At 61.2% G+C, this 23,493-nt stretch carries 24 protein-coding genes; 15 read left to right on the top strand and 9 right to left on the bottom strand.

Annotated elements, in window-relative coordinates:
- The first annotated feature begins 4 nt into the window (after positions 1 to 4).
- The 4 genes from HX868_RS26785 (at position 5) to HX868_RS26770 (ending at position 5,029) form a co-directional block, all read left to right on the top strand.
- Positions 5 to 1,303, top strand: coding sequence for a cytochrome c (locus tag HX868_RS26785; RefSeq protein WP_177004928.1), 1,299 nt, complete (start codon positions 5 to 7; stop codon positions 1,301 to 1,303).
- Positions 1,304 to 1,384: 81 nt separating this feature from the next.
- Positions 1,385 to 2,443, top strand: coding sequence for a PA0069 family radical SAM protein (locus tag HX868_RS26780; protein ID WP_177004927.1), 1,059 nt, complete (start codon positions 1,385 to 1,387; stop codon positions 2,441 to 2,443).
- A gap of 227 nt (positions 2,444 to 2,670) precedes the next feature.
- Entirely contained in the window at positions 2,671 to 3,402 is a 732-nt protein-coding gene (locus HX868_RS26775; protein WP_095014125.1) for a carbonic anhydrase, read from the top strand.
- 85 nt (positions 3,403 to 3,487) lie between these two features.
- Positions 3,488 to 5,029 (top strand): SulP family inorganic anion transporter, encoded by a 1,542-nt coding sequence (locus HX868_RS26770; protein WP_177004926.1) that lies wholly within the window; start codon positions 3,488 to 3,490, stop codon positions 5,027 to 5,029.
- A 68-nt stretch (positions 5,030 to 5,097) separates the two neighbouring features.
- On the opposite strand, the gene HX868_RS26765 is transcribed toward HX868_RS26770, so the two are convergent.
- Positions 5,098 to 5,745, bottom strand: coding sequence for a hypothetical protein (locus HX868_RS26765; RefSeq protein WP_177004925.1), 648 nt, complete (start codon positions 5,743 to 5,745; stop codon positions 5,098 to 5,100).
- 367 nt (positions 5,746 to 6,112) lie between these two features.
- Between HX868_RS26765 and coxB the strand changes: the two genes are divergently transcribed.
- The 4 genes from coxB to HX868_RS26745 are packed head-to-tail and all read left to right on the top strand — an operon-like array spanning position 6,113 to position 10,381.
- Positions 6,113 to 7,240: a cytochrome c oxidase subunit II gene (gene coxB, locus HX868_RS26760; RefSeq protein ID WP_028618633.1), complete on the top strand. Its 1,128-nt coding sequence runs from the start codon at positions 6,113 to 6,115 to the stop codon at positions 7,238 to 7,240.
- 58 nt (positions 7,241 to 7,298) lie between these two features.
- The gene (gene ctaD / locus HX868_RS26755; protein ID WP_095014128.1) at positions 7,299 to 8,885 is read left to right on the top strand and encodes a cytochrome c oxidase subunit I; all 1,587 of its coding nucleotides are present in this window, start codon (positions 7,299 to 7,301) and stop codon (positions 8,883 to 8,885) included.
- A gap of 21 nt (positions 8,886 to 8,906) precedes the next feature.
- A complete protein-coding gene (locus HX868_RS26750; protein ID WP_177004924.1) occupies positions 8,907 to 9,458 on the top strand; it encodes a cytochrome c oxidase assembly protein in 552 nt (183 codons plus the stop codon).
- Between the two features lie 35 nt (positions 9,459 to 9,493).
- Positions 9,494 to 10,381: a cytochrome c oxidase subunit 3 gene (locus tag HX868_RS26745; protein ID WP_177004923.1), complete on the top strand. Its 888-nt coding sequence runs from the start codon at positions 9,494 to 9,496 to the stop codon at positions 10,379 to 10,381.
- A gap of 6 nt (positions 10,382 to 10,387) precedes the next feature.
- On the opposite strand, the gene HX868_RS26740 is transcribed toward HX868_RS26745, so the two are convergent.
- Positions 10,388 to 10,591: a twin transmembrane helix small protein gene (locus HX868_RS26740; protein WP_016978774.1), complete on the bottom strand. Its 204-nt coding sequence runs from the start codon at positions 10,589 to 10,591 to the stop codon at positions 10,388 to 10,390.
- Positions 10,592 to 10,619: 28 nt separating this feature from the next.
- Between HX868_RS26740 and HX868_RS26735 the strand changes: the two genes are divergently transcribed.
- The 5 genes from HX868_RS26735 to HX868_RS26715 are packed head-to-tail and all read left to right on the top strand — an operon-like array spanning position 10,620 to position 14,543.
- Complete coding sequence (locus HX868_RS26735; protein ID WP_177004922.1) at positions 10,620 to 11,384, top strand: SURF1 family protein; 765 nt, start codon at positions 10,620 to 10,622, stop codon at positions 11,382 to 11,384.
- Positions 11,350 to 11,934: a hypothetical protein gene (locus tag HX868_RS26730; protein WP_177004921.1), complete on the top strand. Its 585-nt coding sequence runs from the start codon at positions 11,350 to 11,352 to the stop codon at positions 11,932 to 11,934. Before HX868_RS26735 ends, HX868_RS26730 begins: the two co-directional genes overlap by 35 nt.
- Before the next feature lie 10 nt (positions 11,935 to 11,944).
- Positions 11,945 to 13,024, top strand: coding sequence for a COX15/CtaA family protein (locus HX868_RS26725; RefSeq protein ID WP_177004920.1), 1,080 nt, complete (start codon positions 11,945 to 11,947; stop codon positions 13,022 to 13,024).
- Positions 13,012 to 13,911, top strand: a complete 900-nt coding sequence (gene cyoE / locus HX868_RS26720; RefSeq protein WP_038851113.1) for a heme o synthase — start codon at positions 13,012 to 13,014, stop codon at positions 13,909 to 13,911. The genes HX868_RS26725 and cyoE overlap by 13 nt, the downstream gene beginning before the upstream one ends.
- Positions 13,908 to 14,543 (top strand): SCO family protein, encoded by a 636-nt coding sequence (locus tag HX868_RS26715; protein ID WP_095014134.1) that lies wholly within the window; start codon positions 13,908 to 13,910, stop codon positions 14,541 to 14,543. Before cyoE ends, HX868_RS26715 begins: the two co-directional genes overlap by 4 nt.
- A 133-nt stretch (positions 14,544 to 14,676) precedes the next feature.
- Here HX868_RS26715 and HX868_RS26710 read toward each other — a convergent pair whose 3' ends face one another.
- Genes HX868_RS26710 through HX868_RS26700 form a run of 3 tightly spaced genes read right to left on the bottom strand, consistent with a single transcriptional unit; the run spans position 14,677 to position 17,180 of the window.
- Positions 14,677 to 15,447 (bottom strand): MetQ/NlpA family ABC transporter substrate-binding protein, encoded by a 771-nt coding sequence (locus tag HX868_RS26710; protein ID WP_028618642.1) that lies wholly within the window; start codon positions 15,445 to 15,447, stop codon positions 14,677 to 14,679.
- A gap of 51 nt (positions 15,448 to 15,498) precedes the next feature.
- Positions 15,499 to 16,173, bottom strand: coding sequence for a methionine ABC transporter permease (locus HX868_RS26705; RefSeq protein ID WP_010207814.1), 675 nt, complete (start codon positions 16,171 to 16,173; stop codon positions 15,499 to 15,501).
- Complete coding sequence (locus tag HX868_RS26700) at positions 16,173 to 17,180, bottom strand: ATP-binding cassette domain-containing protein (protein WP_177004919.1); 1,008 nt, start codon at positions 17,178 to 17,180, stop codon at positions 16,173 to 16,175. The genes HX868_RS26705 and HX868_RS26700 overlap by 1 nt, the downstream gene beginning before the upstream one ends.
- Before the next feature lie 228 nt (positions 17,181 to 17,408).
- Between HX868_RS26700 and katE the strand changes: the two genes are divergently transcribed.
- Entirely contained in the window at positions 17,409 to 19,538 is a 2,130-nt protein-coding gene (gene katE, locus HX868_RS26695) for a catalase HPII (protein WP_177004918.1), read from the top strand.
- A gap of 73 nt (positions 19,539 to 19,611) precedes the next feature.
- On the opposite strand, the gene HX868_RS26690 is transcribed toward katE, so the two are convergent.
- The 4 genes from HX868_RS26690 to HX868_RS26675 are packed head-to-tail and all read right to left on the bottom strand — an operon-like array spanning position 19,612 to position 22,417.
- Positions 19,612 to 20,331 (bottom strand): PA5502 family lipoprotein, encoded by a 720-nt coding sequence (locus tag HX868_RS26690; RefSeq protein WP_177004917.1) that lies wholly within the window; start codon positions 20,329 to 20,331, stop codon positions 19,612 to 19,614.
- A gap of 37 nt (positions 20,332 to 20,368) precedes the next feature.
- Entirely contained in the window at positions 20,369 to 21,157 is a 789-nt protein-coding gene (gene znuB / locus HX868_RS26685) for a zinc ABC transporter permease subunit ZnuB (RefSeq protein ID WP_016969536.1), read from the bottom strand.
- Positions 21,150 to 21,935, bottom strand: a complete 786-nt coding sequence (gene znuC, locus HX868_RS26680) for a zinc ABC transporter ATP-binding protein ZnuC (protein WP_177004916.1) — start codon at positions 21,933 to 21,935, stop codon at positions 21,150 to 21,152. The genes znuB and znuC overlap by 8 nt, the downstream gene beginning before the upstream one ends.
- The gene (locus tag HX868_RS26675; RefSeq protein WP_025854323.1) at positions 21,935 to 22,417 is read right to left on the bottom strand and encodes a Fur family transcriptional regulator; all 483 of its coding nucleotides are present in this window, start codon (positions 22,415 to 22,417) and stop codon (positions 21,935 to 21,937) included. Before HX868_RS26675 ends, znuC begins: the two co-directional genes overlap by 1 nt.
- A 58-nt stretch (positions 22,418 to 22,475) precedes the next feature.
- Between HX868_RS26675 and HX868_RS26670 the strand changes: the two genes are divergently transcribed.
- Positions 22,476 to 23,405 (top strand): metal ABC transporter solute-binding protein, Zn/Mn family, encoded by a 930-nt coding sequence (locus tag HX868_RS26670; protein ID WP_177004915.1) that lies wholly within the window; start codon positions 22,476 to 22,478, stop codon positions 23,403 to 23,405.
- The last annotated feature ends 88 nt before the right edge of the window (positions 23,406 to 23,493 follow it).

Raw genomic sequence — 23,493 nt, 5'->3', positions numbered from 1 at the left:
GACCATGAAAGCACTTGTTATCGCGACCTTCGCCCTTTTCAGCAGCTGCTCTGTCAGCGCCGCTGAAACGGACTTGATCAAGCAGGGTGAATACCTGGCCCGCGCGGGTGACTGCGTGGCTTGCCACACGGCCAAAGGTGGTAAACCCTTTGCCGGCGGCCTGCCGATGGAAACCCCCATCGGCGTGATCTATTCCACCAACATCACCCCGGACAAGACAGGCCTGGGCGACTACAGCTTCGAGGACTTCGACAAGGCTGTGCGCCATGGCGTCGCCAAGAGCGGCAGTACGCTTTACCCGGCGATGCCCTACCCGTCTTACGCACGCGTCAGCGACAGCGATATGCAGGCGTTGTATGCGTACTTCATGAAAGGTGTCGAGCCCGTCGCTCAGGAGAACAAGGACAGCGACATTCCGTGGCCACTGAGCATGCGCTGGCCGTTGGCGGCATGGCGCTGGATGTTTGCGCCTTCTGTCGAGGAGCATCAGGCTCAAGCCGCCGCCGACCCGGTGATCAGCCGAGGCGCCTACCTGGTAGAAGGCCTTGGCCATTGCGGTGCGTGCCACACGCCACGGGCGCTGACCATGCAGGAAAAAGCCCTGAGTGCCACTGACGGAAACGCCTTCTTGTCCGGCAGCGCGCCGCTGGAAGGTTGGATCGCCAAGAGCCTGCGCGGTGACCACAAGGATGGCCTCGGCAGCTGGAGCGAGGAACAACTGGTGCAGTTCCTCAAAACCGGCCGCAGTGACCGCAGCGCGGTGTTTGGTGGCATGAGCGACGTTGTCGTCCACAGCATGCAGTACATGTCGGAAAATGACCTGACCGCTATCGCCCGTTACCTCAAGAGCCTGCCGGCGGTGGATCCCAAGGATCAGCCGCACCAATACGACAAGCAAGCGGCCGAGGCGTTGTGGAAAGGCGATGACAGCCAGCGCGGCGCCTCGGTGTATATCGACAACTGCGCGGCTTGCCACCGTACCGACGGCCATGGCTACACGCGGGTGTTTCCGGCGCTGGCGGGCAACCCAGTGTTGCAAACGGCGGATGCCACGTCGTTGATCAACATCGTGTTGAACGGCGGCACTTTGCCGGCCACCCACGCGGCACCGTCGACCTTCACCATGCCGGCGTTCGCCTGGCGGCTGTCGGATCAGGAAGTGGCGGATGTGGTCAGTTTCATCCGCGGCAGTTGGGGCAATCAGGGCGCGCCGGTGAAGGCCAGCGATGTGAAGGACCTGCGCCACAACGATATGCGTACCACCTCCGGCGATGACCTGGGGCAAGTGACGCAGAAGCACTGAGGCTTGCCTGACCGCCAAACGGCACTGGTCAGAACCCTTGCGCCTCGATACTGTATATAAAAACAGTATCGAGGCGCTTTCATGTCTACTCCGCTGCCGCCCCGTGGCCGGGGCACGGCCACCAATCTGCATAACCGCTTTGCACCTACGGTGAGCGTGGCCGAGGATGATGGCTGGTTTCAGGAAGTGCCGCCGACCCAGGGCACCGAAGTGCGTATTGAGACGGCCAAGAGCATCATCACCCGCAACAATTCACCGGACTTGCCGTTCGATCGCTCGATCAACCCCTACCGTGGCTGCGAGCATGGCTGCATCTACTGCTATGCGCGGCCCAGTCATGCCTATTGGGACCTGTCGCCGGGGTTGGATTTCGAAACCAAACTGATCGCCAAGACCAACGCCGCAGATGTGCTGGAGCAGCAGTTGTCGAAGCCGGGTTATGTGTGCGCGCCGATCAACCTGGGCTCCAATACCGACCCGTACCAGCCGATCGAGCGCGAGTACAGGATTACCCGGCAAACCCTCGAGGTGCTGCTGCGCTATCGACACCCGGTGACCATCATCACCAAGGGCTCGCTGATTCTGCGAGACCTGGACCTGCTCACCGAGTTGGCGCGCCAGCGATTGGTGGCGGTGATGATCAGCCTCACCAGCCTGGACGATGAACTCAAGCGCATCCTGGAGCCACGCACGGCAGCACCCAAGGCGCGGTTGCGGGCGATTCGGGTGATGCGTGAGGCGGGGATTCCGGTGGGCGTGCTGTGTTCGCCGATGATCCCGATGATCAACGACAGCGAGCTGGAAAGCCTGCTGACTGAAGCCCACGCCGCTGGCGCGCAAAGCGCGGCGTACATGATGCTGCGCTTGCCGCTGGAGGTGGCACCGCTGTTCGAGGAGTGGTTGGCGGCGCACTACCCGCAGCGCGCGACCCATGTGATGAGTTTGGTGCGCCAGGTGCGTGGCGGTGAGGTGTATGACAGTCGCTTCGGCGTACGCATGCGCGGTGAAGGGCCGTTTGCCGATCTGCTGGCCCAGCGCTTTAGCAAGGCAATCAAGCGCCTGGGCCTTAATCAGCGAGAAGGTTTCAATCTGGATTGCACTGCGTTCTGTCCACCGGGCAGGCAGATGGCTTTGTTGTAGACTGAAGAGGAGGAATGCACCCTTCCTGTAGGAATAGTCGCGTTTTGATATCACTGAAACCCGCGATCTAGAGCGGTTCATTCAGTTTGAGTTAAGTTTCGGCGGTTACCTTGTTCAGCGAGTGACTGATGAGTCGGCGGCCCGGTTTTGAGGCGTTTGCAACTGTTCTCCTGGCCCGGCGTCGAACTGACCTGAACACTCCCCTGCATTAATCAAGAGGATGAATCATGAGTGACAAGGATAAACAGCCGTTGGCTGCGTCGGCTTCTGCCTCTCCGGTGGCTGAAACCGCCGATGCAGCGCTGCAGCATATTGTTGACGGCTTTTTGCATTTCCATCACGACGTCTTCCCCCAGCAGGAAGAACTCTTCAAGAAACTCGCCACGGCCCAAAGCCCGCGTGCGATGTTCATTACCTGTGCCGACTCGCGCATCGTGCCTGAACTGATCACACAAAGTTCGCCTGGCGACCTGTTCGTGACGCGTAACGTCGGTAACGTAGTGCCGCCTTACGGCCAGATGAACGGCGGTGTGTCCACGGCTATCGAGTACGCGGTACTGGCCCTGGGCGTGCAGCACATCATTGTCTGCGGGCACTCCGATTGCGGCGCCATGCGTGCGGTACTCAACCCCGCCAGCCTGGAGAAGATGCCAACAGTCAGGGCCTGGCTGCGGCATGCTGAGGTCGCAAGGTCCATGGTCGAGGACAACTGCGACTGTGCCAATGAAGGCGAGAGCATGAAGGTGCTTACTGAAGAAAACGTCATCGCCCAGTTGCAACACTTGCGCACCCACCCTTCCGTGGCTTCGCGCATGGCCAATGGTCAGTTATTTATCCATGGCTGGATCTACAACATCGAGACCAGTGAAATCCGGGCCTACGATGCGGACCAGTCAGCGTTCCGATCGCTGAGCGGCGACGGGCCGATTCCTTCCGCGACGCCTAAAGCGCGCTTCTAAAACACTTCCCTGCCGGGTAAAGCGGTGGCTGCCATGGACGCAGCCAGGCTTTGCCGCGCCCGGCGAATGCCTCGGGAGAGTCATCATGCGTGCTGCTCAATTGAAAGCTGTACTGCCACGGGAGCTGCTCGCCTCGGTGGTTGTGTTTCTGGTCGCCCTGCCCCTGTGCATGGGGATCGCGATTGCCTCTGGCATGCCGCCGGCAAAAGGTCTGATCACCGGGATCATCGGTGGCCTGGTGGTGGGTTGGCTGGCGGGCTCGCCGCTGCAGGTCAGTGGTCCGGCGGCGGGCTTGGCGGTGTTGGTGTTCGAGTTGGTGCGCCAGCACGGCATGCTGATGCTGGGGCCGATCCTGTTGCTGGCGGGCTTTCTGCAACTGGTGGCCGGGCGGTTGCGCCTGGGCTGCTGGTTCCGCGTCACGGCGCCGGCGGTGGTGTACGGCATGCTGGCGGGGATTGGCGTGCTGATTGTGCTGTCCCAGATTCACGTGATGCTCGACGGCGCGCCCAAGCCTTCCGGGCTGGATAACCTGGCGGGGTTCCCGGCGGCGTTGGCCGAGGCGATCCCAACCTTGGGCGGCGGCCTGGGGTGGCAGGCGGGATTGCTGGGGTTGTCGACCATGCTGGTGATGTACGCCTGGGACAAATTACGCCCGCAACGCCTGCGCTTTGTGCCGGGGGCCTTGTTGGGGGTGGGCCTGACTACCGCGGTCAGCCTGGTGCTGGCGCTGCAGGTCAAGCGCGTGGAAGTCCCGGAAAACCTCGCCGACGCCATCGACTGGCTGCGTCCCAGCGACCTGCTCAACCTCGCCGACCCTCAACTGCTGATCGCCGCCTTTGCCGTGGCGTTTATTGCGAGCGCCGAAACCCTGCTTTCCGCTGCGGCGGTCGATCGTATGCACAGTGGTCAGCGTTCTGATTTCGATAAGGAATTGTCTGCCCAAGGTGTAGGCAACATGCTCTGTGGTCTGGTCGGCGCCTTGCCGATGACCGGTGTGATCGTGCGCAGCTCGGCCAACGTGCAGGCCGGTGCAACCACGCGTTTGTCAGCGATGTTCCACGGCCTGTGGCTGCTGGCGTTCGTCCTGTTGCTGTCGAGTGTGCTGCAAAGCATTCCGGTGGCGAGCCTGGCGGGTGTGTTGGTGTACACCGGGATCAAGCTGGTGGACATCAAGGCGTTCAAGGCACTGGGGCGTTATGGGCGGATGCCGATGTTTACCTACGCAGCCACGGCGTTGGCGATCATCTTTACCGACCTGCTGACCGGCGTGCTGGTGGGCTTCGGATTGACGCTGGTCAAGCTGGCGTTCAAGGCGTCCCGGCTCAAGGTCAGCCTGATCGACTTGCCCCAGGAGGGTGAAATGGAGCTGCGTCTGACGGGCGCGGCGACTTTCCTGAAAGTGCCGGCGTTGACCCAGGTGCTGTCGGCGGTGCCGGCGGGGACAACCTTGCATGTGCCGTTGAGCAACCTGAGTTACATCGACCATTCCTGCCTGGAGCTGCTGGAGGAATGGGGGCGGGCCAATGCGGCCAAGGGCTCGACGCTGGTGATCGAAGCGCGTGGATTGAAGCGACGGCTGGAAGGTCGGGTCAGGATGACGACGGGGATAGGTTCCGCGCCAGCCTAACCAGCAAGCAACCCTGTGGGAGCCGGGCAAACCCGGCTCCCACATTTGATCGTTTGCGACCCAGGAAATTAAGCCGGCTGATCCAGCGCCAACTCAACCCCCAACTGCCGCGACAGGCAAGGCCAGCGCTTCCACGCGGCTTCCGTGTCCGGACTCTTGAGTGTCTCGCGGTAGGCTTCTACCGACTCCAGCGCAAAGCTGTCCTCATTGAGCATCTCGTCCACCGCCAAATGCACGGCTTCATCCAATTTGTTGGCGAACGCTTCGCCGATCAACTGGTGGGCGATCAGGTTAGCCACCGTGGTATCTGCCGGAATCAACGGCTGGCCGAAGTGCTTGATATACAGATCATTCACCTCTTCAACCAACCGATGAGCCAGGTAAGCCTCGTCCAGCAGGCCGTCGAGCCCTTCGTGGCCGGCCAGGATCGCGGGTGGTTGCAGGAAGAAATGCTCGGCAATCTTCAGCACCGGCTTGATCTGGCTCTCAATACCGGCCTCGCGGGCCACGTCATTGGCGGCGTCCAGCAAATCCGGGACGAGGTCGATGTAGGCGGTGACAAAGCGGGTCATGACAATGTTGCGATCACCGTCAGCCAGGGAAATGGCCGAATGCAGGTGCGGCAATTGTTTTTCCAGTTGCTGGGCAAGCTGGCCCGTGCTGGCTTCGTGTTGATGGGCACGGGAAATCTGCTCGCGCAATGCGGCGGTGTTCATGAAAGCTCCAGTGATGCAGGCGTAGGAAAAGGGAGAGGATAAGGTAGCTCGTTTATACGAGCGCCTAAGACGCATTTGTCATAATTATTTCATGGTTATGCGCGCGCGTTATATCGAATTGCCATCGTTCGTCGGATAAACGATTCCGCCCCCGGTTTTATTAGCCCTGACCGGCCATTTCTACTCATTTGCCCCTACACATTGCGGGGTTGCAGAGCCTGTCTATACTCGGATTTGTACGCGATTAGCTGATGACGCCAGACTGCATAAGCAGGCAAGGCCAGGCGGTTGTAAGCAGTATGGAAGCCGCTCCCTTCGACGCAGGTGCAAACCGGCGGGATAACAAGAACGATAAGGGGAACCCGCAATGATGCGACATCCACACGTTTGGATGGGCCTCCTGTTGTGGTCAGTATTCGGCCAGGCACATGCCGCCTGGACAACGAATATGGCGCCAGGGGCGACAGAAGTCAGTCACGCTGTGTTCGACCTGCACATGACCATTTTCTGGATCTGTGTGGTGATCGGCATCATCGTGTTTGGCGCGATGTTCTGGTCGATGATCGTTCATCGCCGGTCCACGGGTCAGGTCGCGGCCAAGTTCCACGAGAGCACCACCGTGGAAATCCTCTGGACGGTCGTGCCCTTGCTGATCCTGATCGCGATGGCCATTCCAGCCACCAAGACCCTGATCAATATCTACGACAGCAGTGAGTCGGATATCGATATCCAGGTCACCGGCTACCAGTGGAAGTGGCATTACAAATACCTGGGCCAGGACGTGGAGTTCTTCAGCAACCTGGCCACGCCCGCCGAACAGATCCATAACCAGGCCACCAAGGGCGAACACTACCTATTGGAAGTCGACCAGCCGCTGGTGTTGCCGGTGGGCGCCAAGGTGCGCTTCTTGGTGACGGCCGCCGACGTGATCCACTCCTGGTGGGTGCCGGCCTTTGCGGTCAAGCGCGACGCCATTCCCGGTTTCGTCAACGAGGCCTGGACCCGTGTCGAGAAGCCAGGCATTTATCGCGGCCAGTGCGCCGAACTGTGCGGCAAGGACCACGGCTTCATGCCCATTGTGGTCGAGGTCAAGTCCAAGGCCGACTACGAGACGTGGCTGGGCGAGCGCAAGGCAGAGGCCGCCAAGCTCAAGGAGTTGACCTCCAAAGAGTGGACGCTGGAAGAGCTGGTGGCCCGTGGCGACAAGGTCTACCACACCACCTGCGTGGCCTGTCACCAGGCCGAAGGCCAGGGCCTGCCGCCGATGTTCCCGGCGCTCAAGGGCTCGAAGATCGCCACCGGCCCTGCGGCAGACCACCTGAGCATTGTCTACCACGGCAAGCCCGGCACCGCGATGGCGGCCTTCGGCAAGCAGCTCTCCGAAGTGGATATCGCCGCCGTGGTGACCTACGAGCGCAATGCCTGGGGCAACAACAAAGGCGACATGGTCACGCCTAAAGACGTGCTGGCCATCAAGCAGGCGGAAAGCAAATGACCTCTCTCAAGGCGTTTACCTCGACCCGCCCCGCCCACCCGCTTGCAGGAGAACGGCCATGAGCGCTGTGATCGATGACCATGGTCACGCCGACCATGCCCACGGCCCCGCCAAGGGGTTGATGCGCTGGGTGCTGACCACCAACCACAAAGACATCGGCACCATGTACCTGTGGTTCGCCTTTGCCATGTTCCTGCTCGGCGGCTCGTTTGCCATGGTCATCCGCGCCGAGTTGTTCCAGCCCGGCCTGCAGATTGTGCAGCCGGCCTTCTTCAACCAGATGACCACCATGCACGGGTTGATCATGGTGTTCGGCGCGGTGATGCCGGCGTTCGTCGGCCTGGCCAACTGGATGATCCCGCTGATGATCGGCGCGCCCGACATGGCCCTGCCGCGCATGAACAACTTCAGCTTCTGGCTGTTGCCGGCAGCGTTCTTGCTGCTGGTCTCGACGCTGTTCACGCCCGGTGGCGGGCCGAACTTCGGCTGGACCTTCTACGCGCCGCTATCCACCACCTATGCCCCGGAAAGCGTGACGTTCTTCATCTTCGCGATCCATCTGATGGGCATCAGTTCGATCATGGGCGCGATCAACGTGGTCGCCACCATTCTCAACCTGCGTGCGCCGGGCATGACCTTGATGAAAATGCCGCTGTTCGTGTGGACGTGGCTGATCACCGCGTTCCTGCTGATCGCGGTGATGCCGGTGCTGGCGGGTTGCGTGACCATGATGCTGATGGACATCCACTTCGGCACCAGCTTCTTCAGTGCGGCTGGCGGTGGTGACCCGGTGCTGTTTCAGCACGTGTTCTGGTTCTTCGGCCATCCTGAGGTGTACATCATGATCCTGCCGGCCTTCGGCGCCGTCAGCTCGATCATCCCGACCTTCTCGCGCAAGCCGCTGTTCGGCTACACCTCGATGGTCTACGCCACGGCGAGCATCGCGTTTTTATCGTTCATCGTGTGGGCGCACCACATGTTCGTGGTGGGCATTCCGCTGGTGGGCGAGCTGTTCTTCATGTACGCGACGCTGCTGATCGCCGTGCCCACCGGGGTGAAGGTGTTCAACTGGGTCAGCACCATGTGGCAAGGCTCGCTGACCTTCGAGACGCCGATGCTGTTTGCCGTGGCCTTTGTGATCTTGTTCACCATCGGCGGCTTTTCCGGGCTGATGCTCGCGATTGCCCCGGCGGACTTCCAGTACCACGACACCTATTTTGTGGTGGCGCATTTCCATTACGTACTGGTGCCCGGCGCGATCTTCGGCATCTTCGCCTCGGCCTACTACTGGCTGCCGAAATGGACCGGCCACATGTACGACGAAACCCTGGGCAAGCTGCACTTCTGGCTGTCTTTCGTGGGCATGAACATGGCGTTTTTCCCGATGCACTTCGTCGGGCTGGCGGGGATGCCGCGGCGGGTGCCGGACTACAACTTGCAGTTCGCCGATTTCAACATGGTCTCGTCGATTGGCGCGTTCATGTTCGGCGCCACGCAGATCTTCTTCCTGTTCATTGTGATCAAGTGCATCCGTGGCGGTACACCCGCACCGGCCAAGCCGTGGGATGGCGCTGAAGGCCTGGAATGGAGCGTCCCTTCGCCGGCGCCGTACCACACCTTCACCACGCCGCCGGAGGTCAAATGAACAGGATGACGGGAGGCTGCCATGGCTGAGTCCGTGCCCACCAAGCGCCTGGTCACCCGCCTGCTGATCCTGGTGGTGGCGATGTTCGCCTTCGGCTTCGCACTGGTGCCGATCTACGACGTGATGTGCAAGGCGTTCGGCATCAACGGCAAGACAGCCGGGCAGTACGAGGGCGAGCAGATCGTCGACCCAACGCGCCAGGTGCGGGTGCAGTTTTTGTCCACCAACGCCATCGACATGGTCTGGGATTTTTACGCCAAGGCTGACGAAGTGGTGGTCAATCCGGGTGCGGTGACCGAGATGCTGTTCGTGGCCCACAACCCCACCGACAAGCCGATGACGGCCCAGGCTGTGCCCAGTATTTCCCCGGCCGAAGCGGCGATGTACTTCCACAAGACCGAGTGCTTTTGCTTTACCCAGCAAGTGCTGCAACCGGGTCAGCGCATCGAGATGCCGGTGCGTTTCATTGTCGACCGCGACATGCCCAAGGATGTGAAGCATCTGACCCTGGCGTACACGCTGTTTGATGTTACTGCGCGCCAACCGCCGGTGGCTGCCCACAGCGGCGGCTAGCTACTGTTTGCCCCCTCAATCAGGAGAGCGAATACATGTCGTCTCATGATACGTACTACGTACCAGCGCAAAGCAAATGGCCAATAATTGCCACGTTTGGCCTGTTGATCACGGTGTACGGGCTGGGCCTGTGGTTCAACGACCTCAAGGCCGCGCGGGCGGAATCCCACGGCCCGTGGATCTTTTTCGTCGGCGGGCTGTTATTGGCCTACATGCTGTTCGGCTGGTTCGGCGCGGTGATCAAGGAAAGCCGCGCCGGTTTGTACAGTTCGCAGATGGACCGCTCGTTCCGCTGGGGCATGACCTGGTTCATCTTTTCCGAAGTGATGTTCTTTATCGCCTTCTTCGGTGCGCTGTTTTACGTGCGGCACATGTCGGCGCCCTGGCTGGCGGGTGAAGGCTCAAAGGGCATTGCGCACATGCTGTGGCCGAACTTCGAGTTTGCCTGGCCTTTGCTGAACAACCCCGACCCGAAAATGTACCCGGCACCGGAAGGCACCATCAGCCCGTGGGGCCTGCCGCTGGTGAACACCATTCTGCTGGTGAGTTCCAGCGTGACCATCACCATCGCCCACCACGCGCTGCGCAAAGGCCATCGTGGCGCGCTAAAAATCTGGCTGGCGATCACTGTGCTGTTGGGCCTGGCGTTCCTGGGGTTTCAGGCCGAGGAATACATCCACGCCTATAAAGAGCTGGGCCTGACCTTGGGTTCCGGCGTGTACGGCGCGACGTTCTTCATGCTCACCGGGTTCCACGGTGCCCACGTCACCATCGGCACGATCATTCTGTTCGTGATGCTGATGCGCATCCTCAAGGGGCACTTCAATGCCGAGCACCAGTTCGGGTTCGAGGCGGCCAGTTGGTATTGGCACTTCGTGGATGTGGTGTGGATCGGCCTGTTTTTCTTCGTCTATGTGCTGTGACGCTTCCTACCACGGCGCATGAGAAACCAGCTGGCCGCTGAAAAAGCCCCAGGCGATCAGCGCCACGGTGATCACGGCCAGTACGACACGCACGGTCAAGGCAGTGACGAGGCGATTGGAGTTGCCCTCGTCCTTGACCAGAAAGAACAACCCACTGAACAGGCTCACAACGGTCGCGATCAGCATCAGGGCAATAGCGGCTTTGAGCATGGTCTGGCTCCAACGGGATGGGCGGGCAATGAAAACAAGTATAGCCAGCGCCATAAAATGCTTTCGGCCAGGAATCGCACCGACATTGGTGGTGTTGGTGCTGCTGCCGTTGATGGTCGGCCTGGGGTTCTGGCAGTTGTCTCGCGGCCATGAAAAACAGTTGCTGGTGGACAGCTACGCCGAGCGGCGCGCGGCTGAGCCGATCAGCAGCGCGCAACTTAGCGACATGGCGGACCCGGCCTTCCGCCGCGTTCGTCTGCGCGGCCAATTCGACGCCGAACACAGCGTATTCCTCGACAACCGCATGCGCGACGGCAAGGCCGGCGTAGAGCTGCTGCAACCCTTCCACGACCAGGCTAGTGGCCTGTGGCTGTTGCTCAATCGCGGTTGGCTGCCCTGGCCGGATCGGCGCACGCCACCCGCCTTCACCACGCCGGATCAGCCGGTGAATCTCGATGCCTGGGTGTACGTCGCTCCCGGCGAAACTTTCCAGTTGCATCCGGACCCCACGACCGCGCAATGGCCACGCCTGCTCACGGCCGTGCACCCTGCCGCACTCTGGGCCGAGTTGGGTCGCAACGGTTTCGCCTATGAGTTGCGGGCCGAAGCCGGCCCCGGCACCTACGAAACCACCTGGCCGATCGTCGCAATGGGCCCGGAAAAACACCTGGCGTATGCCGTGCAGTGGTTCGCCATGTCGCTGGCGTTGCTGGCGCTTTACCTCTACCTCGGATGGCACAACAAAAAGGAGAAGCCCCATGGGAGCGGCCACGAATCCACTCAACATGTCTGAAGCCCCGAATCGGCGCAAAGGCCGCTGGCAGTTGATCCTGATCCTGATGATGGTGATCGGCCCGATGGCGCTGGCCACCTTTATGTACAAGCTGCAGTTCTGGGTGCCGGAAAGCCGCAGCTACCACGGCGAGATGATCGGCAACGGCCAGACCCGCGCCGATATTGGCGTACAGGCCGACGAGCAGCGCTGGCAACTGCTGGTGACCGCGCCCACTGCCTGCGCGGCGGATTGCCAGCAACTGGTGTACCTCGCACGTCAACTGCAAATCAGCCTGGGCCGTGATGCCTCCCGCGCCAGCCATGCCTTGGCCAGTGCGCAGCCGGTGAGCGCGGAGTATGAAACCAAGCTGAACGTTGAATACCCGCAACTGCAACGCTACCCGCTGGACCTGTCGACCTTCAGCAAAGGCGCCGCCGCGCCGGGTGACGCGCAACTGTGGATCGTCGATCCCCACGGCAACCTGGTGTTGCGCTACGACGCCAAGGTCAAGGGCAAGGATTTGCTCAACGACCTGCGCCACCTGCTGAAACTGTCGAACATCGGATAAGGGCACCGTCATGGCCAAACCTGGATTTCGCCTCGCGTTGTTTGCCACCTTGTTGGCTTTGATCGTCGTGCTGCTCGGCGCCTATACGCGCCTGACCCACGCGGGTCTGGGTTGCCCGGATTGGCCGGGCTGCTACGGCTTCATCAGCGTGCCCAAGACCGAAGCCCAGTTGGCTCATGCCGAGCTGCATTTTCCCGATACGCCGGTGGAGGCCGACAAGGGCTGGGCCGAGATGACTCATCGCTACTTCGCTGGCACCCTGGGCTTGCTGATTGCGTTGCTGGCCGCGCGTTCCTGGAGTCATCGGCGTGATCCGGGCCAGCCGGTGAAGCTGCCGCTGTTCCTGCTGGCGGTGGTGTTTGCCCAGGCGGCGTTTGGCATGTGGACGGTGACGCTTAAGCTGTGGCCGCAGGTGGTGACGGGGCATTTATTGGGTGGCTTTGCGACCTTGAGCCTGCTGTTTCTGCTGACCCTGCGCTTGTCCGGCGTGTTGCCCGCGTTGATCGTGCCCAAGCGCCTGCAGTACTGGGCGACGGCGGGCCTGGTGCTGGTGATCGGCCAGATCGCGCTGGGGGGCTGGGTCAGTTCCAACTATGCGGCGGTGGCCTGTGTTGATTTGCCGACGTGCCATGGCGAATGGTGGCCGGCGGCGGATTTCGCCAACGGATTTCATCTCACCCAGCACATCGGGCCCAACTACCTGGGCGGGCAGTTGGACAGTGAAGCGCGCACCGCCATCCACCTGACCCATCGCATCGGCGCCGTCATCGTCAGCCTGGTGTTGCTCGGCCTGGCGTGGCAATTGCGCGCGGTGGGCATGACGCGTTTGGCGGGCTTATTGCTGGTCGCCCTGGCCGCGCAAATCTGCCTGGGCCTGAGCAATGTGGCTTTCGGGCTGCCGCTGGCGGTGGCTGTAGGCCATAACGCCGGTGGCGCCGCGTTGTTGCTGAGTCTGGTGCTGGTCAATTACCACGCTCGCACCAGCCTGGTCCGGGTGCGCAACCAACTGCCGTTCGGCTGGCGTTTTATCCCACGCAAACACGTATCGGGCCTCATCACCCTTAAAGGAGAGATGCCATGGCGACCTTGATCGGCGCGCGTCACGGCCAGGCAATCTGGCGTGACTACCTGGAGCTGACCAAGCCGAAAGTGGTGGTGTTGATGCTCATCACCTCATTGGTGGGCATGTTCCTGGCGACCCGTGCGGGCGTGCCGTGGACGGTGCTGGTGTTCGGCAACCTGGGGATTGCTCTGTGCGCGGGCGGCGCGGCGGCGGTGAACCATGTGGTGGACCGGCGGATCGACGCCGTAATGGCGCGCACCCATAAGCGGCCGTTGGCAGAGGGCCGGGTATCGCCGCTGGCGGCGCTGGCTTTTGCATTGTTTCTGGCTGTTGCAGGATTGGCGCTGCTGCTGGCGTTTACCAACCCATTGGCGGCTTGGCTAACCTTGGCTTCGCTGCTGGGATATGCCGTGATCTATACCGGCTTTCTCAAGCGGGCGACGCCGCAGAATATCGTCATCGGTGGATTGGCAGGTGCTGCGCCGCCCTTGCTGGGCTGGGTCGCGGTCACCGGGCATGTCAGCGCCGAGCCCCTGCTGCTGGTGCTGATCATCTTCGCTTGGACTCCGCCGCACTTCTGGGCGCTGGCCATTCACCGCAAGGAGGAATACGCCAAGGCCGATATTCCGATGCTGCCGGTGACCCATGGCGAGCATTACACCAAAGTGCATATCCTGCTCTACACCTTCGCCCTGCTGGCGGTAAGCCTGATGCCCTATGTGATCCACATGAGCGGCCTGCTGTACCTTGCGTGTGCACTGGTATTGGGCGGGCGCTTTCTGCAATGGGCCTGGGTGTTGTACCGTGGCGGTCGGCCGCACGCGGCGATCAACACCTTCAAGTACTCTATCTGGTACTTGCTGCTGCTGTTTATCGCGCTGCTCCTCGACCACTACCTACTGTTGAACCTATGACTCGAACTCAAAAAACTGTCTTCATCCTGGTGGCCCTGGTGGCATTGATCATGGGCCTGACCGTTAACAAAGTGCTCTCGGGCAAGGGCCAGGGCGACCCCACTGCCTTGATCGACGCCGGCATCATCCTGTTGCCGCAAAGCCGTCAGTTGCCACCGGTGACCATGACCAACCAGGAAGGCCAGCCGGTGGTGGTCAACGAATTGAAAGGCAAGTGGAGCCTATTGTTCTTCGGCTACACCTTCTGCCCGGACATCTGCCCGACCACCCTCGCCCAACTGCGCCAGATCAAGAGCGAGCTGCCCAAGGACGTTGTGGATAAGTTGCAGGTGATTTTGGTCAGCGTCGATCCGCATCGCGATACGCCGACTCAGCTGAAGCAGTACCTGGGTTACTTTGATCCGCAGTTTGTCGGGTTGACCGGTGCGAATGTGGAGGAGGTGCAGAAGGTCTCGAATGCGGTGAGCATTCCGTTCATTCCGGCGGATACCAGCAAGCCCAACTACACCGTCGACCACAGCGGCAACCTGGCGCTGATCGGGCCGGATGGGACGCAACGTGGGTTCATCCGTGCGCCGTTGAACAACCAGAAGCTGGTGGCGCAGTTGCCGGTGTTGTTGAAGCGACCGTAAGCCTTGCGCTTACACTGCTAACAACACCGTCCCCTGTAGGAGCCGGCTTGCCGGCGATGAGGCCCTTGAGATCGGTGGTGATCTTTCGGGCCTCATCGCTGGCAAGCCAGCTCCTACAGTGGGTACGGGGGCGTTAGAACGCCGGCTTGATCGCGCCTTTGTACTTCTCTTCGATGAATTTCTTCACTTCAGGCGTGTGCAGGGCTGCAACCAGCTTCTTCACGGCGTCCGAGTCTTTGTTGTCTTCGCGGGTCACCAGGATGTTCACGTAAGGCGAGTCGCTGCCTTCGATGACCAGCGCATCCTTGGATGGGTCCAGCTTGGCTTCCAGCGCGTAGTTGGTGTTGATCAGCGCCAGGTCGACCTGGGTCAGCACGCGCGGCAGGGTCGCGGCTTCCAGTTCGCGGAATTTCAGGTTTTTGCTATTACCGGTGATGTCCTTAATGGTCGACAGGATGTTGGTCGGGTCCTTCAGGGTGATCAGGCCGTTCTTGGCCAACAGCAACAGCGCGCGGCCGCCGTTGGTGGCGTCGTTCGGGATCACGACATTAGCGCCGCTTGGCAGCTCATCCAGCTTCTTGTACTTGCTGGAGTAGGCGCCCAGGGGTTCCAGGTGCACAGCACCAACGCTCACCAGGTGAGTGCCCTTGGCCTTATTGAACTCATCCAGATACGGCTGGTGCTGGAAGAAGTTGGCGTCCAAGCGCTTTTCAGCGACTTGTACGTTCGGCTGCACGTAATCGGTGAAGACTTTGACCTGCAGGTCTACGCCTTCTTTGGCGAGGGCAGGTTTCACGAATTCCAGGATTTCCGCATGAGGCACCGGCGACGCAGCGACCGTGATGGTCTCGGCGTGGGCGGAAAACGCGGCAACGGCGGCGAAAGCAACCAGTAGTTTTTTCATCCAACAAGCTCCTTGTTCGGGCATGTACCGGCGTGCGGCCGGCAATGGCCGTTATTTTCGAGAAAAGTGCACCACCAGCTTGTCGCCGACGGTTTGCAAAATTTGCACCAGAATCAGCAGCATCACCACGGTGACCACCATCACATCGGTCTGGAAACGCTGGTAACCGAATCGGATCGCCAGGTCACCCAGGCCACCGGCACCGACCACACCGGCCATTGCCGTGTAGGACACCAGTGTAATCGCCGTCACCGTAATCGCCGCGAAAATGCCAGGACGGGCTTCGGGCAGCAAGGCGTTGGTGATGATCTGGCGCGTGCTGGCGCCCATGGACTGGGTGGCTTCGATGATGCCGCGGTCCACTTCACGCAGCGCGGTCTCCACCAGGCGCGCAAAGAATGGCGTTGCACCTACGACCAGCGGCGGAATCGCACCCGCCACGCCCAGCGAAGTGCCGGTGATCAGGACGGTGAACGGGATCATCACGATCAACAGAATGATGAACGGCAGCGAGCGCAAGATGTTCACGATCAACGAGAGCAACGCGTACAGGCCTTTCTGTTCGAACAGTTGGCGCGGGCTGGTCAGGAACAACAGCACACCCAGCGGCAGGCCGAGTACCACGGTGAAGAACAGCGAGCCGAACAGCATGGTCATGGTGTCGCCGGTGGCGAGCCAGATTTCCGACCAGTCGATATTGGCGAAGAAACTCAATAGGACGTCCATTAGCGCAGGATCTCCATGTGGACGTCAGCGGCGGTGAAGCGCGCAAAGGCGGCTTCCATGTCGCCACCGGTGACGGCGAGGGTCAATTGCCCGTAAGGGATGTCTTTGATGCGGTCGATACGACCGGCGAGGATGCTGTAGTCCACACCCGTTTCGCGGGCGACAGTGCCCAGGAGCGGCGCGTAGGTCGCTTCGCCCTGGAACGTCAGCCGCACGATGCGGCCTGGGACATGGGCGAAGTCGTCGCGTTGCTCGTTTTCGTCGACCTGCTCGGACTCTTGTACGAAGCGCTTGGTCGTCGGGTGCTTGGGGTGCAGGAATACGTCGGCCACCGAGCCTTGTTCGACGATCACGCCAGCGTCCATCACTGCCACCTGGTCGCAAACGCGGCGGATCACGTCCATTTCATGGGTGATCAGCACGATGGTCAGCTTCAACTCGCGGTTGATCTCGGCGAGCAGTTGCAGCACCGAGGCGGTGGTCTGCGGGTCGAGGGCGCTGGTGGCTTCGTCGCACAGCAGAATCTTGGGCTTGGTCGCCAGGGCGCGGGCGATGCCAACGCGTTGCTTCTGACCACCGGACAACTGCGCCGGGTATTTCTTGGCGTGGTCCGACAGGCCCACGCGCGCGAGCAACTCCGCGACGCGTAGGTCGATGTCCTTGCGCGACAATTCGCCGGCCAGGGTCAGTGGCAGCGCCACGTTGTCGGCGACAGTCTTGGATGCGAGCAGGTTGAAGTGCTGGAAGATCATCCCGACCTGCTGGCGGAAACGGCGCAGGCCGTTGGCGTCCAGGGCAGTGACTTCTTCGCCATCCACCGTGATCTTGCCGCCGCTCGGTTCTTCGAGGCGGTTGATCAGGCGCAGCAGTGTACTTTTGCCCGCGCCGGAATGACCGATCAGGCCAAACACCTGGCCGTTCTCGACGGTCAGGCTGGTGGCGTGCAGCGCGGGAATGTCCCTACCGGAGACGCGGTAGGTTTTATGGACGTTTTGAAACTCGATCACGTAGCGAACCTTGTGGGGCGCATGGAAAAGGGATCAGCGGTTAGCCGGGCGCGCATTTTAGCCTGTCCGTATAGCGTTTCTTAGCATTTATTTCGCATTCATCCAGCGATTTGGCAATAACGCGATCAAAGGTCATAAAAAAGGAACGGCTCAAAACCCCGTCAGTCACTACTTAAGCAAAGCGATTCCTGGGTGCCGTGCCTGGGTCTGAATAAGGAGTTTTGACTGATGAGTACGAAAAAGCCAAAGAGCGAACTCGCCGGAACCGACACCCTGGACCGTAACAACACCAATGCCAAGCTGGAGGCCTTGGAAGAATTCCGCTCTGACGCTACCGGCCAGGCCCTGCGTACCAACCAAGGTGTGAAGATCTCCGACAACCAGAACAGCTTGAAGGTCGGTTCCCGTGGCCCATCGCTGCTGGAAGACTTCATCATGCGTGAAAAAATTACGCACTTTGACCATGAGCGCATCCCGGAGCGCATCGTGCATGCGCGTGGCACCGGCGCCCATGGTTACTTCCAGACCTATGAAAACCATTCGGCGCTGACCAAGGCCGGTTTCCTGCGGGATCCTGGGCATAAAACCCCGGTGTTCCTGCGTTTTTCCACCGTGCAAGGCCCGCGTGGCTCGGGTGATACGGTGCGCGACGTGCGCGGTTTCGCCGTGAAATTTTTCACCGACGAAGGCAACTTCGACTTGGTCGGCAACAACATGCCGGTGTTTTTCATCCAGGACGCGATCAAGTTTCCTGACTTTGTCCATGCGGTAAAACCCGAGCCCCACAACGAGATTCCTACAGGCGGTTCGGCCCACGATACCTTTTGGGACTTCGTGTCGCTGCAGCCGGAATCGGCGCATATGGTGATTTGGGCAATGTCCGACCGGGCGATTCCTAAAAGCCTACGGGCCATGCAGGGCTTTGGCGTACATACCTTTCGCTTCATCAACGCTGAAGGGACGTCCAACTTCGTTAAATTCCACTGGCGCCCTACCGCCGGCACCTGCTCGCTGGTGTGGGATGAAGCGCAAAAGCTCGCCGGTAAAGATACCGACTACCACCGCCGCGACCTCTGGGAAGCGATTGAGATGGGCGATTACCCCGAGTGGGAGCTGGGCGTGCAGGTGATTCCCGAGGAGAAGGAGCATGCGTTCGACTTCGATATTCTCGACCCGACTAAGCTGATCCCTGAAGAATTGGTGCCAATCACCCCGCTGGGCAAGATGGTGCTGAACCGCAACCCGGATAACTTCTTTGCCGAGGTCGAGCAGGTTGCCTTCTGTCCGGGCCATATCGTGCCGGGGATCGACTTCTCCAATGACCCGTTGTTGCAGGGCCGTCTGTTTTCCTACACCGACACGCAGATCAGCCGACTCGGTGGTCCGAACTTTCATGAGTTGCCTATCAACCGCCCGGTGGCGCCGTTCCATAACGGCCAGCGCGATGCCATGCACCGCACCACCATCGACAAAGGGCGTGCGGCGTACGAACCCAACTCCATCGATGGCGGTTGGCCCAAGGAAACCCCGCCTGCGGCGCAGGACGGTGGTTTCGAGTCGTACCATGAACGCATCGATGCCCATAAAGTGCGTGAGCGTAGCGAGTCGTTTGGCGATCACTTCTCCCAGGCGCGCCTGTTTTTCCGCAGCATGAGCAAGCATGAACAGGAACACATCATCGCGGCCTACAGCTTTGAGCTGGGCAAGGTGGAGCGTGAGTTCATTCGCGCGCGCCAGGTGAATGAGATCCTCGCCAACATCGACCTTGAACTGGCCAAGCGTGTGGCGCAGAACCTGGGTTTGCCGGTACCTAAGAAAGGTACGGTGCCGGAGCGCAAGACGTCGCTGTCGCGCTCCCCGGCTTTGAGCCAGGCGAACCTGCTGTCGGGTGATATCAAGACGCGCAAGGTGGCGATCCTCGCGGCGAATGGTGTGGATGGCGCGGCGATTGAGGCTTTGAAGAAAGTGCTGAAGGCCGAAGGCGCCCACGCCAAATTGCTCGGGCCGACCTCGGCGCCGGTCACCACGGCGGACGGCAAGAGTTTGCCGGTGGATGCGTCCATGGAGGGCTTGCCGTCCGTGGCGTTCGACGCGGTGTTTGTACCCGGCGGCGCCAAATCGGTGAAGGCGTTGAGCGAGGACGGCGTGGCGTTGCACTACCTGCTGGAGGCGTACAAGCATTTGAAAGCGATTGCGGTGGTGGGTGAGGCCAAGCAGTTGCTGGACCTGTTGAAGCTGGAGGCTGATGCGGGGTTGATCGTCGGCGGGGATGCCAAGGCATTGAAGGCGTTTGTGGCGGCGATTGCCCAGCATCGGGTCTGGGATCGGGAGCCGAAGGCCAAGGCGATTCCGGCTTAGTCTGTCATACCGCTATCGCCGGCAAGCCGGCTCCTACAAGGTTCTGTAGGAGCCGGCTTGCCGGCGATTGGCTTTATTCCGCCTTGCGCGGAATCAGCACAACCTGCGCCGGGATATGCTTCAGAATCTGCCGGTGAATCTTCAGGTCATACTCCGAATCAATTCGCTTCACCCGTTTGGTCAGCAACGTGGCCAACCACGGGTAATCCTGGGTGCGCGGCGCCTGAATGGTCACATCGCACTGGTAATTCACCACGTCGGTGGCGATCGCATCCAGTTGATGGCGCAGTTCTTCAATATCGGTGAGGTTCAGTGCCACGGTAGTGCTTGGTGCGGCCGGGTCAATGACCTTGGCGGCAGGCTTGGCTTCGGCGGCCTTCAGTGCGGCTTCGGCTTTATCCAGCTCGGCCTTGCGGGCGTGGGTGATGGCGCTGTTGACGCCGCCGGTCAGTGCGGGCGCCTTGGGCATCAGGGCGCGGGCGCGGCTCAGGGCAGTCGCGGCGGCGTTGACGTCACCCTTTTGCAGCACGATCTGGCTGCGCTGCAGGTAAGCTTCCGCTAATTGGCGCTGATAGTTTTCCAGCGCCGGGTCGTTGGGCGACTGCGCTTGCAGTGCCGCCAACTGGTCTTCGGCAGTGGCCAGCTCGCTGCTGGCCAGGTTTTGTTCCAGCTGCGCGATGGCCGCAGCGCGTGCGTCCGGGGCCTCGGGGGCGGCGGGCGGTGTGCTTTGACAGGCGCCCAGCAGCAGGGAAAATGCGGCAAGGAGCAGATAACGGGAGGTGAACGGCTTCATTCCTGCGACTCTCTATTTGCGCAAAAAGCGAGCAAGTCTACACCCCTCGACGGGGCAGGACAAAACTCAGCAGAAACAGGGCGGCGGCCGTGACCACAATCGATGGCCCGGCCGGCGTGTCCTTGAACCAGGACAGCGCCAGGCCCCCGCACACGGCAAGCATCCCCAGCAAACTGGCGCCGATGGCCATCTGCTCCGGAGAACGGGCATGGCGCTGGGCAGCGGCTGCGGGAATGATCAGCAGCGATGTGATCAACAATACGCCGACAATCTTCATCGCGACAGCAATCACCACGGCGATCAACAACATCAGGGCCATGCGCAGGGTCGGCACGGGCAGACCTTCCACCGTGGCCAGCTCTTCATGCACGGTGATTGCCAGCAGCGGCCGCCACAGGGCCACCAGCAGCACCAGCACGGCTGCGCTGCCGCCGAGGATCCATGCAAGGTCGGTGGTGCTGATTGCCAGCAGGTCGCCGAACAGGTAGGCCATCAGGTCGATGCGCACTTCATGCATGAAGCTCAGTACCACCAGGCCCAGGGACAGCGTGCTGGGCGCCAGGATGCCCAACAAGGTGTCGGAGGCCAGCGGCTGGCGCTGTTGCAGGGTCACCAGCAGCACTGCCAGTAGCAGGCAGCCCACGGTCACGGCGATGGTCGGACTCACATCCAGCAAGAAGCCCATGGCCACGCCCAATAGCGCGGCATGCGACAACGTGTCGCCAAAATAGGCCATGCGCCGCCACACCACGAACGAACCCAATGGGCCCGCCACCAACGCCAAAGCCAAGCCTGCCAGCAGGGCGTAGAGCAGAAAATCAGCCATGCTTGCAGCTATCTCCATGAACGTGGGTATGAGGTGTGGCGGGATCGTCGACCACGGCGCCATGCAGGTCATGGGCGTGGTCGTGATGGTGGTGGTAGATCGCCAGGCTCTGGGCGTTCTTGCCGAACAGCTCGACGAAGGCCGGGTCGCCGCTGACTTGTTCCGGGTGGCCGGAGCAGCACACGTGACGGTTGAGGCACACCACCTGGTCGGTGGTGCTCATCACCAGGTGCAAATCGTGGGACACCATCAGCACGCCGCAGCCATGGCGGTCGCGCAGGCGGGTGATCAGGCTGTACAGCTCGGCCTGCCCGGCGACGTCGACGCCTTGCACGGGTTCATCCAGCACCAGCAGTTCCGGCTCGCGCAACAAGGCGCGGGCCAGCAGCACGCGCTGCATTTCGCCGCCGGAGATGCTTTGCACCGGGCTGTCGATCACCTGTTCGGCGCCGACTTCCTTGAGCGCTGCTTGCGCGCGGGCTCGGTCCACGCCCGGCACCAGGCGCAGGAAGCGCAACACGGACAGTGGCAGGGTCGGGTCCACGTGCAGCTTCTGCGGCATGTAGCCGACACGCAGCCTGGGCTTGCGCCACACACTGCCGGTGTCGGGCTTGAGCAGGCCGAGTACGGCACGCACCAGGGTGGTCTTGCCGGCGCCGTTGGGGCCGATCAGGGTGACGATCTGCCCAGGCTCCACGCTCAGTGCGATGTTATCCAGCACGGCTTGCCCGGCGAACGTGACCCCGACCTGTTCCAGGCGGATTAACGCGTTGCTCATCAAGCCCCCTGGCAGCCCGAGCACAGGCCGACCACTTCGACCGTTTGCCCTTCGACCCGGAAGCCGACCTCGGCAGAACTCTTGATAATGGCGTCGCTGATGCTTTTTTGTTCAAGCTCGATGGCGGCGTGGCACTCGCGGCAGATCAGGAACTGGCCCTGGTGCGCGTGTTCCGGGTGGCTGCAACCGACAAAGGCGTTCAACGAGGCGATGCGGTGCACCAGGCCGTTTTCCAGCAGGAAGTCGAGCGCGCGGTACACGGTCGGCGGAGCAGCGCGGCGGCCATCCTGCTCACTGAGCACGCCCAGGATGTCGTAGGCGCCCAGCGGCTTGTGGCTCTGCCACACCAGTTCCAGCACGCGGCGACGCAGGGCGGTCAGGCGCAGACCCTTCTGTGTGCACAGGGTATCGGCCTCCGACAGCGCGGTATGCACGCAGTGAGAGTGGTCGTGGGGACGGCTGGCAAGCGGTGTTTTAGGCATGAGCGGCGACAGATATTTGATAGAGACGTTATTATGTTACCCGTTCCTACGCCATTGAGTGGTCATCGTGTCCCGACTTTTTCCCGTTTTTGTCATATTTGTCACCAGTTTGTTCGTCGCGAGCGCCGCTCAGGCAGAGGTCAAGGTGCTGACCAGCATCAAACCGTTGCAGCTGATCGCCGCGGCTGTGCAGGACGGCGTGGCGGTTCCTGAGGTTTTATTGCCGCCGGGTGCATCGCCGCATAACTATGCGCTGCGTCCATCCGACGTACGGCGTGTGCAGTCGGTGGACCTGCTGTACTGGATCGGCCCGGATATGGAGAGTTTCCTGCCGCGCGTGCTGAAAGGTCGTACGGCCGCGACAGTGGCAGTGCAGGACCTGCCAGGTATGAAGTTGCGTCGTTTTGCCGAAGATAGCCACTCACACGCCGATGAAGCCGACGAACACGACCACGATCACCGCCCAGGCAGCCTGGATGCGCACTTGTGGCTGTCGACGGTGAACGCTCGGGTGATTGCAGCGCGCATGGCGACTGACCTGGCTGCCGCCGATCCGGCCAATGCTGCGCATTACCAGAGCAACGTAAAGGCGTTCGATGAGCGTCTGGATGCCCTGGATGCTCGCCTGAAAGTCCGCCTGGCGCCGATTGATGGCAAACCTTACTTCGTGTTCCACGAAGCCTTCGATTACTTCGAAGACGCTTACGGCCTCAAGCACACCGGCGTGTTCAGCGTGGCTGCGGAAGTACAACCCGGCGCCCAGCATGTAGCGGCGATGCGTACGCGTTTGCAGGAAGTGGGCAAGACCTGCGTGTTCAGCGAGCCGCCGTTGCGTCCGCGCCTGGCTGAAACGCTAGTCTCCGGTTTGCCGGTGAAGCTGGCGGAGTTGGATGCGCTGGGTGGTTATACCCCGGCTACCGCTCAGGGCTATGAGCAGGTGCTGGAGAAGCTGGGTAATGATCTGGCTGGGTGTCTGGAGTCGCTGTAACGCCACACTGTAGGAGCGAGCTTGCTCGCGAAAAACGTTAACGATGACGCGTTTACCCTGGATAAACGCGGCGTTCTCGGGTTTTTCG

It is taken from the genome of Pseudomonas reactans (assembly GCF_013385825.1).
In the GTDB taxonomy this organism is placed as follows: Bacteria; Pseudomonadota; Gammaproteobacteria; order Pseudomonadales; family Pseudomonadaceae; genus Aquipseudomonas; species Aquipseudomonas reactans.
This window is presented reverse-complemented; position numbering and strand designations above follow the sequence as displayed.

What these genes read in the sequence shown, in the direction of transcription:
- HX868_RS26705 (WP_010207814.1), bottom strand. Translation starts at nt 16,173, where the DNA reads ATGGACGTCCTATTGAGTTTCTTCGCCAATATCGACTGGTCGGAAATC.
- znuC (WP_177004916.1), bottom strand. Translation starts at nt 21,935, where the DNA reads ATGAGCAACGCGTTAATCCGCCTGGAACAGGTCGGGGTCACGTTCGCC.
- HX868_RS26780 (WP_177004927.1), top strand. Translation starts at nt 1,385, where the DNA reads ATGTCTACTCCGCTGCCGCCCCGTGGCCGGGGCACGGCCACCAATCTG.
- HX868_RS26775 (WP_095014125.1), top strand. Translation starts at nt 2,671, where the DNA reads ATGAGTGACAAGGATAAACAGCCGTTGGCTGCGTCGGCTTCTGCCTCT.
- HX868_RS26770 (WP_177004926.1), top strand. Translation starts at nt 3,488, where the DNA reads ATGCGTGCTGCTCAATTGAAAGCTGTACTGCCACGGGAGCTGCTCGCC.
- coxB (WP_028618633.1), top strand. Translation starts at nt 6,113, where the DNA reads ATGATGCGACATCCACACGTTTGGATGGGCCTCCTGTTGTGGTCAGTA.
- HX868_RS26710 (WP_028618642.1), bottom strand. Translation starts at nt 15,447, where the DNA reads ATGAAAAAACTACTGGTTGCTTTCGCCGCCGTTGCCGCGTTTTCCGCC.
- HX868_RS26750 (WP_177004924.1), top strand. Translation starts at nt 8,907, where the DNA reads ATGGCTGAGTCCGTGCCCACCAAGCGCCTGGTCACCCGCCTGCTGATC.
- HX868_RS26730 (WP_177004921.1), top strand. Translation starts at nt 11,350, where the DNA reads ATGGGAGCGGCCACGAATCCACTCAACATGTCTGAAGCCCCGAATCGG.
- ctaD (WP_095014128.1), top strand. Translation starts at nt 7,299, where the DNA reads ATGAGCGCTGTGATCGATGACCATGGTCACGCCGACCATGCCCACGGC.
- HX868_RS26725 (WP_177004920.1), top strand. Translation starts at nt 11,945, where the DNA reads ATGGCCAAACCTGGATTTCGCCTCGCGTTGTTTGCCACCTTGTTGGCT.
- HX868_RS26785 (WP_177004928.1), top strand. Translation starts at nt 5, where the DNA reads ATGAAAGCACTTGTTATCGCGACCTTCGCCCTTTTCAGCAGCTGCTCT.
- HX868_RS26765 (WP_177004925.1), bottom strand. Translation starts at nt 5,745, where the DNA reads ATGAACACCGCCGCATTGCGCGAGCAGATTTCCCGTGCCCATCAACAC.
- HX868_RS26715 (WP_095014134.1), top strand. Translation starts at nt 13,908, where the DNA reads ATGACTCGAACTCAAAAAACTGTCTTCATCCTGGTGGCCCTGGTGGCA.
- znuB (WP_016969536.1), bottom strand. Translation starts at nt 21,157, where the DNA reads ATGGCTGATTTTCTGCTCTACGCCCTGCTGGCAGGCTTGGCTTTGGCG.
- HX868_RS26735 (WP_177004922.1), top strand. Translation starts at nt 10,620, where the DNA reads ATGAAAACAAGTATAGCCAGCGCCATAAAATGCTTTCGGCCAGGAATC.
- cyoE (WP_038851113.1), top strand. Translation starts at nt 13,012, where the DNA reads ATGGCGACCTTGATCGGCGCGCGTCACGGCCAGGCAATCTGGCGTGAC.
- katE (WP_177004918.1), top strand. Translation starts at nt 17,409, where the DNA reads ATGAGTACGAAAAAGCCAAAGAGCGAACTCGCCGGAACCGACACCCTG.
- HX868_RS26690 (WP_177004917.1), bottom strand. Translation starts at nt 20,331, where the DNA reads ATGAAGCCGTTCACCTCCCGTTATCTGCTCCTTGCCGCATTTTCCCTG.
- HX868_RS26675 (WP_025854323.1), bottom strand. Translation starts at nt 22,417, where the DNA reads ATGCCTAAAACACCGCTTGCCAGCCGTCCCCACGACCACTCTCACTGC.
- HX868_RS26740 (WP_016978774.1), bottom strand. Translation starts at nt 10,591, where the DNA reads ATGCTCAAAGCCGCTATTGCCCTGATGCTGATCGCGACCGTTGTGAGC.
- HX868_RS26745 (WP_177004923.1), top strand. Translation starts at nt 9,494, where the DNA reads ATGTCGTCTCATGATACGTACTACGTACCAGCGCAAAGCAAATGGCCA.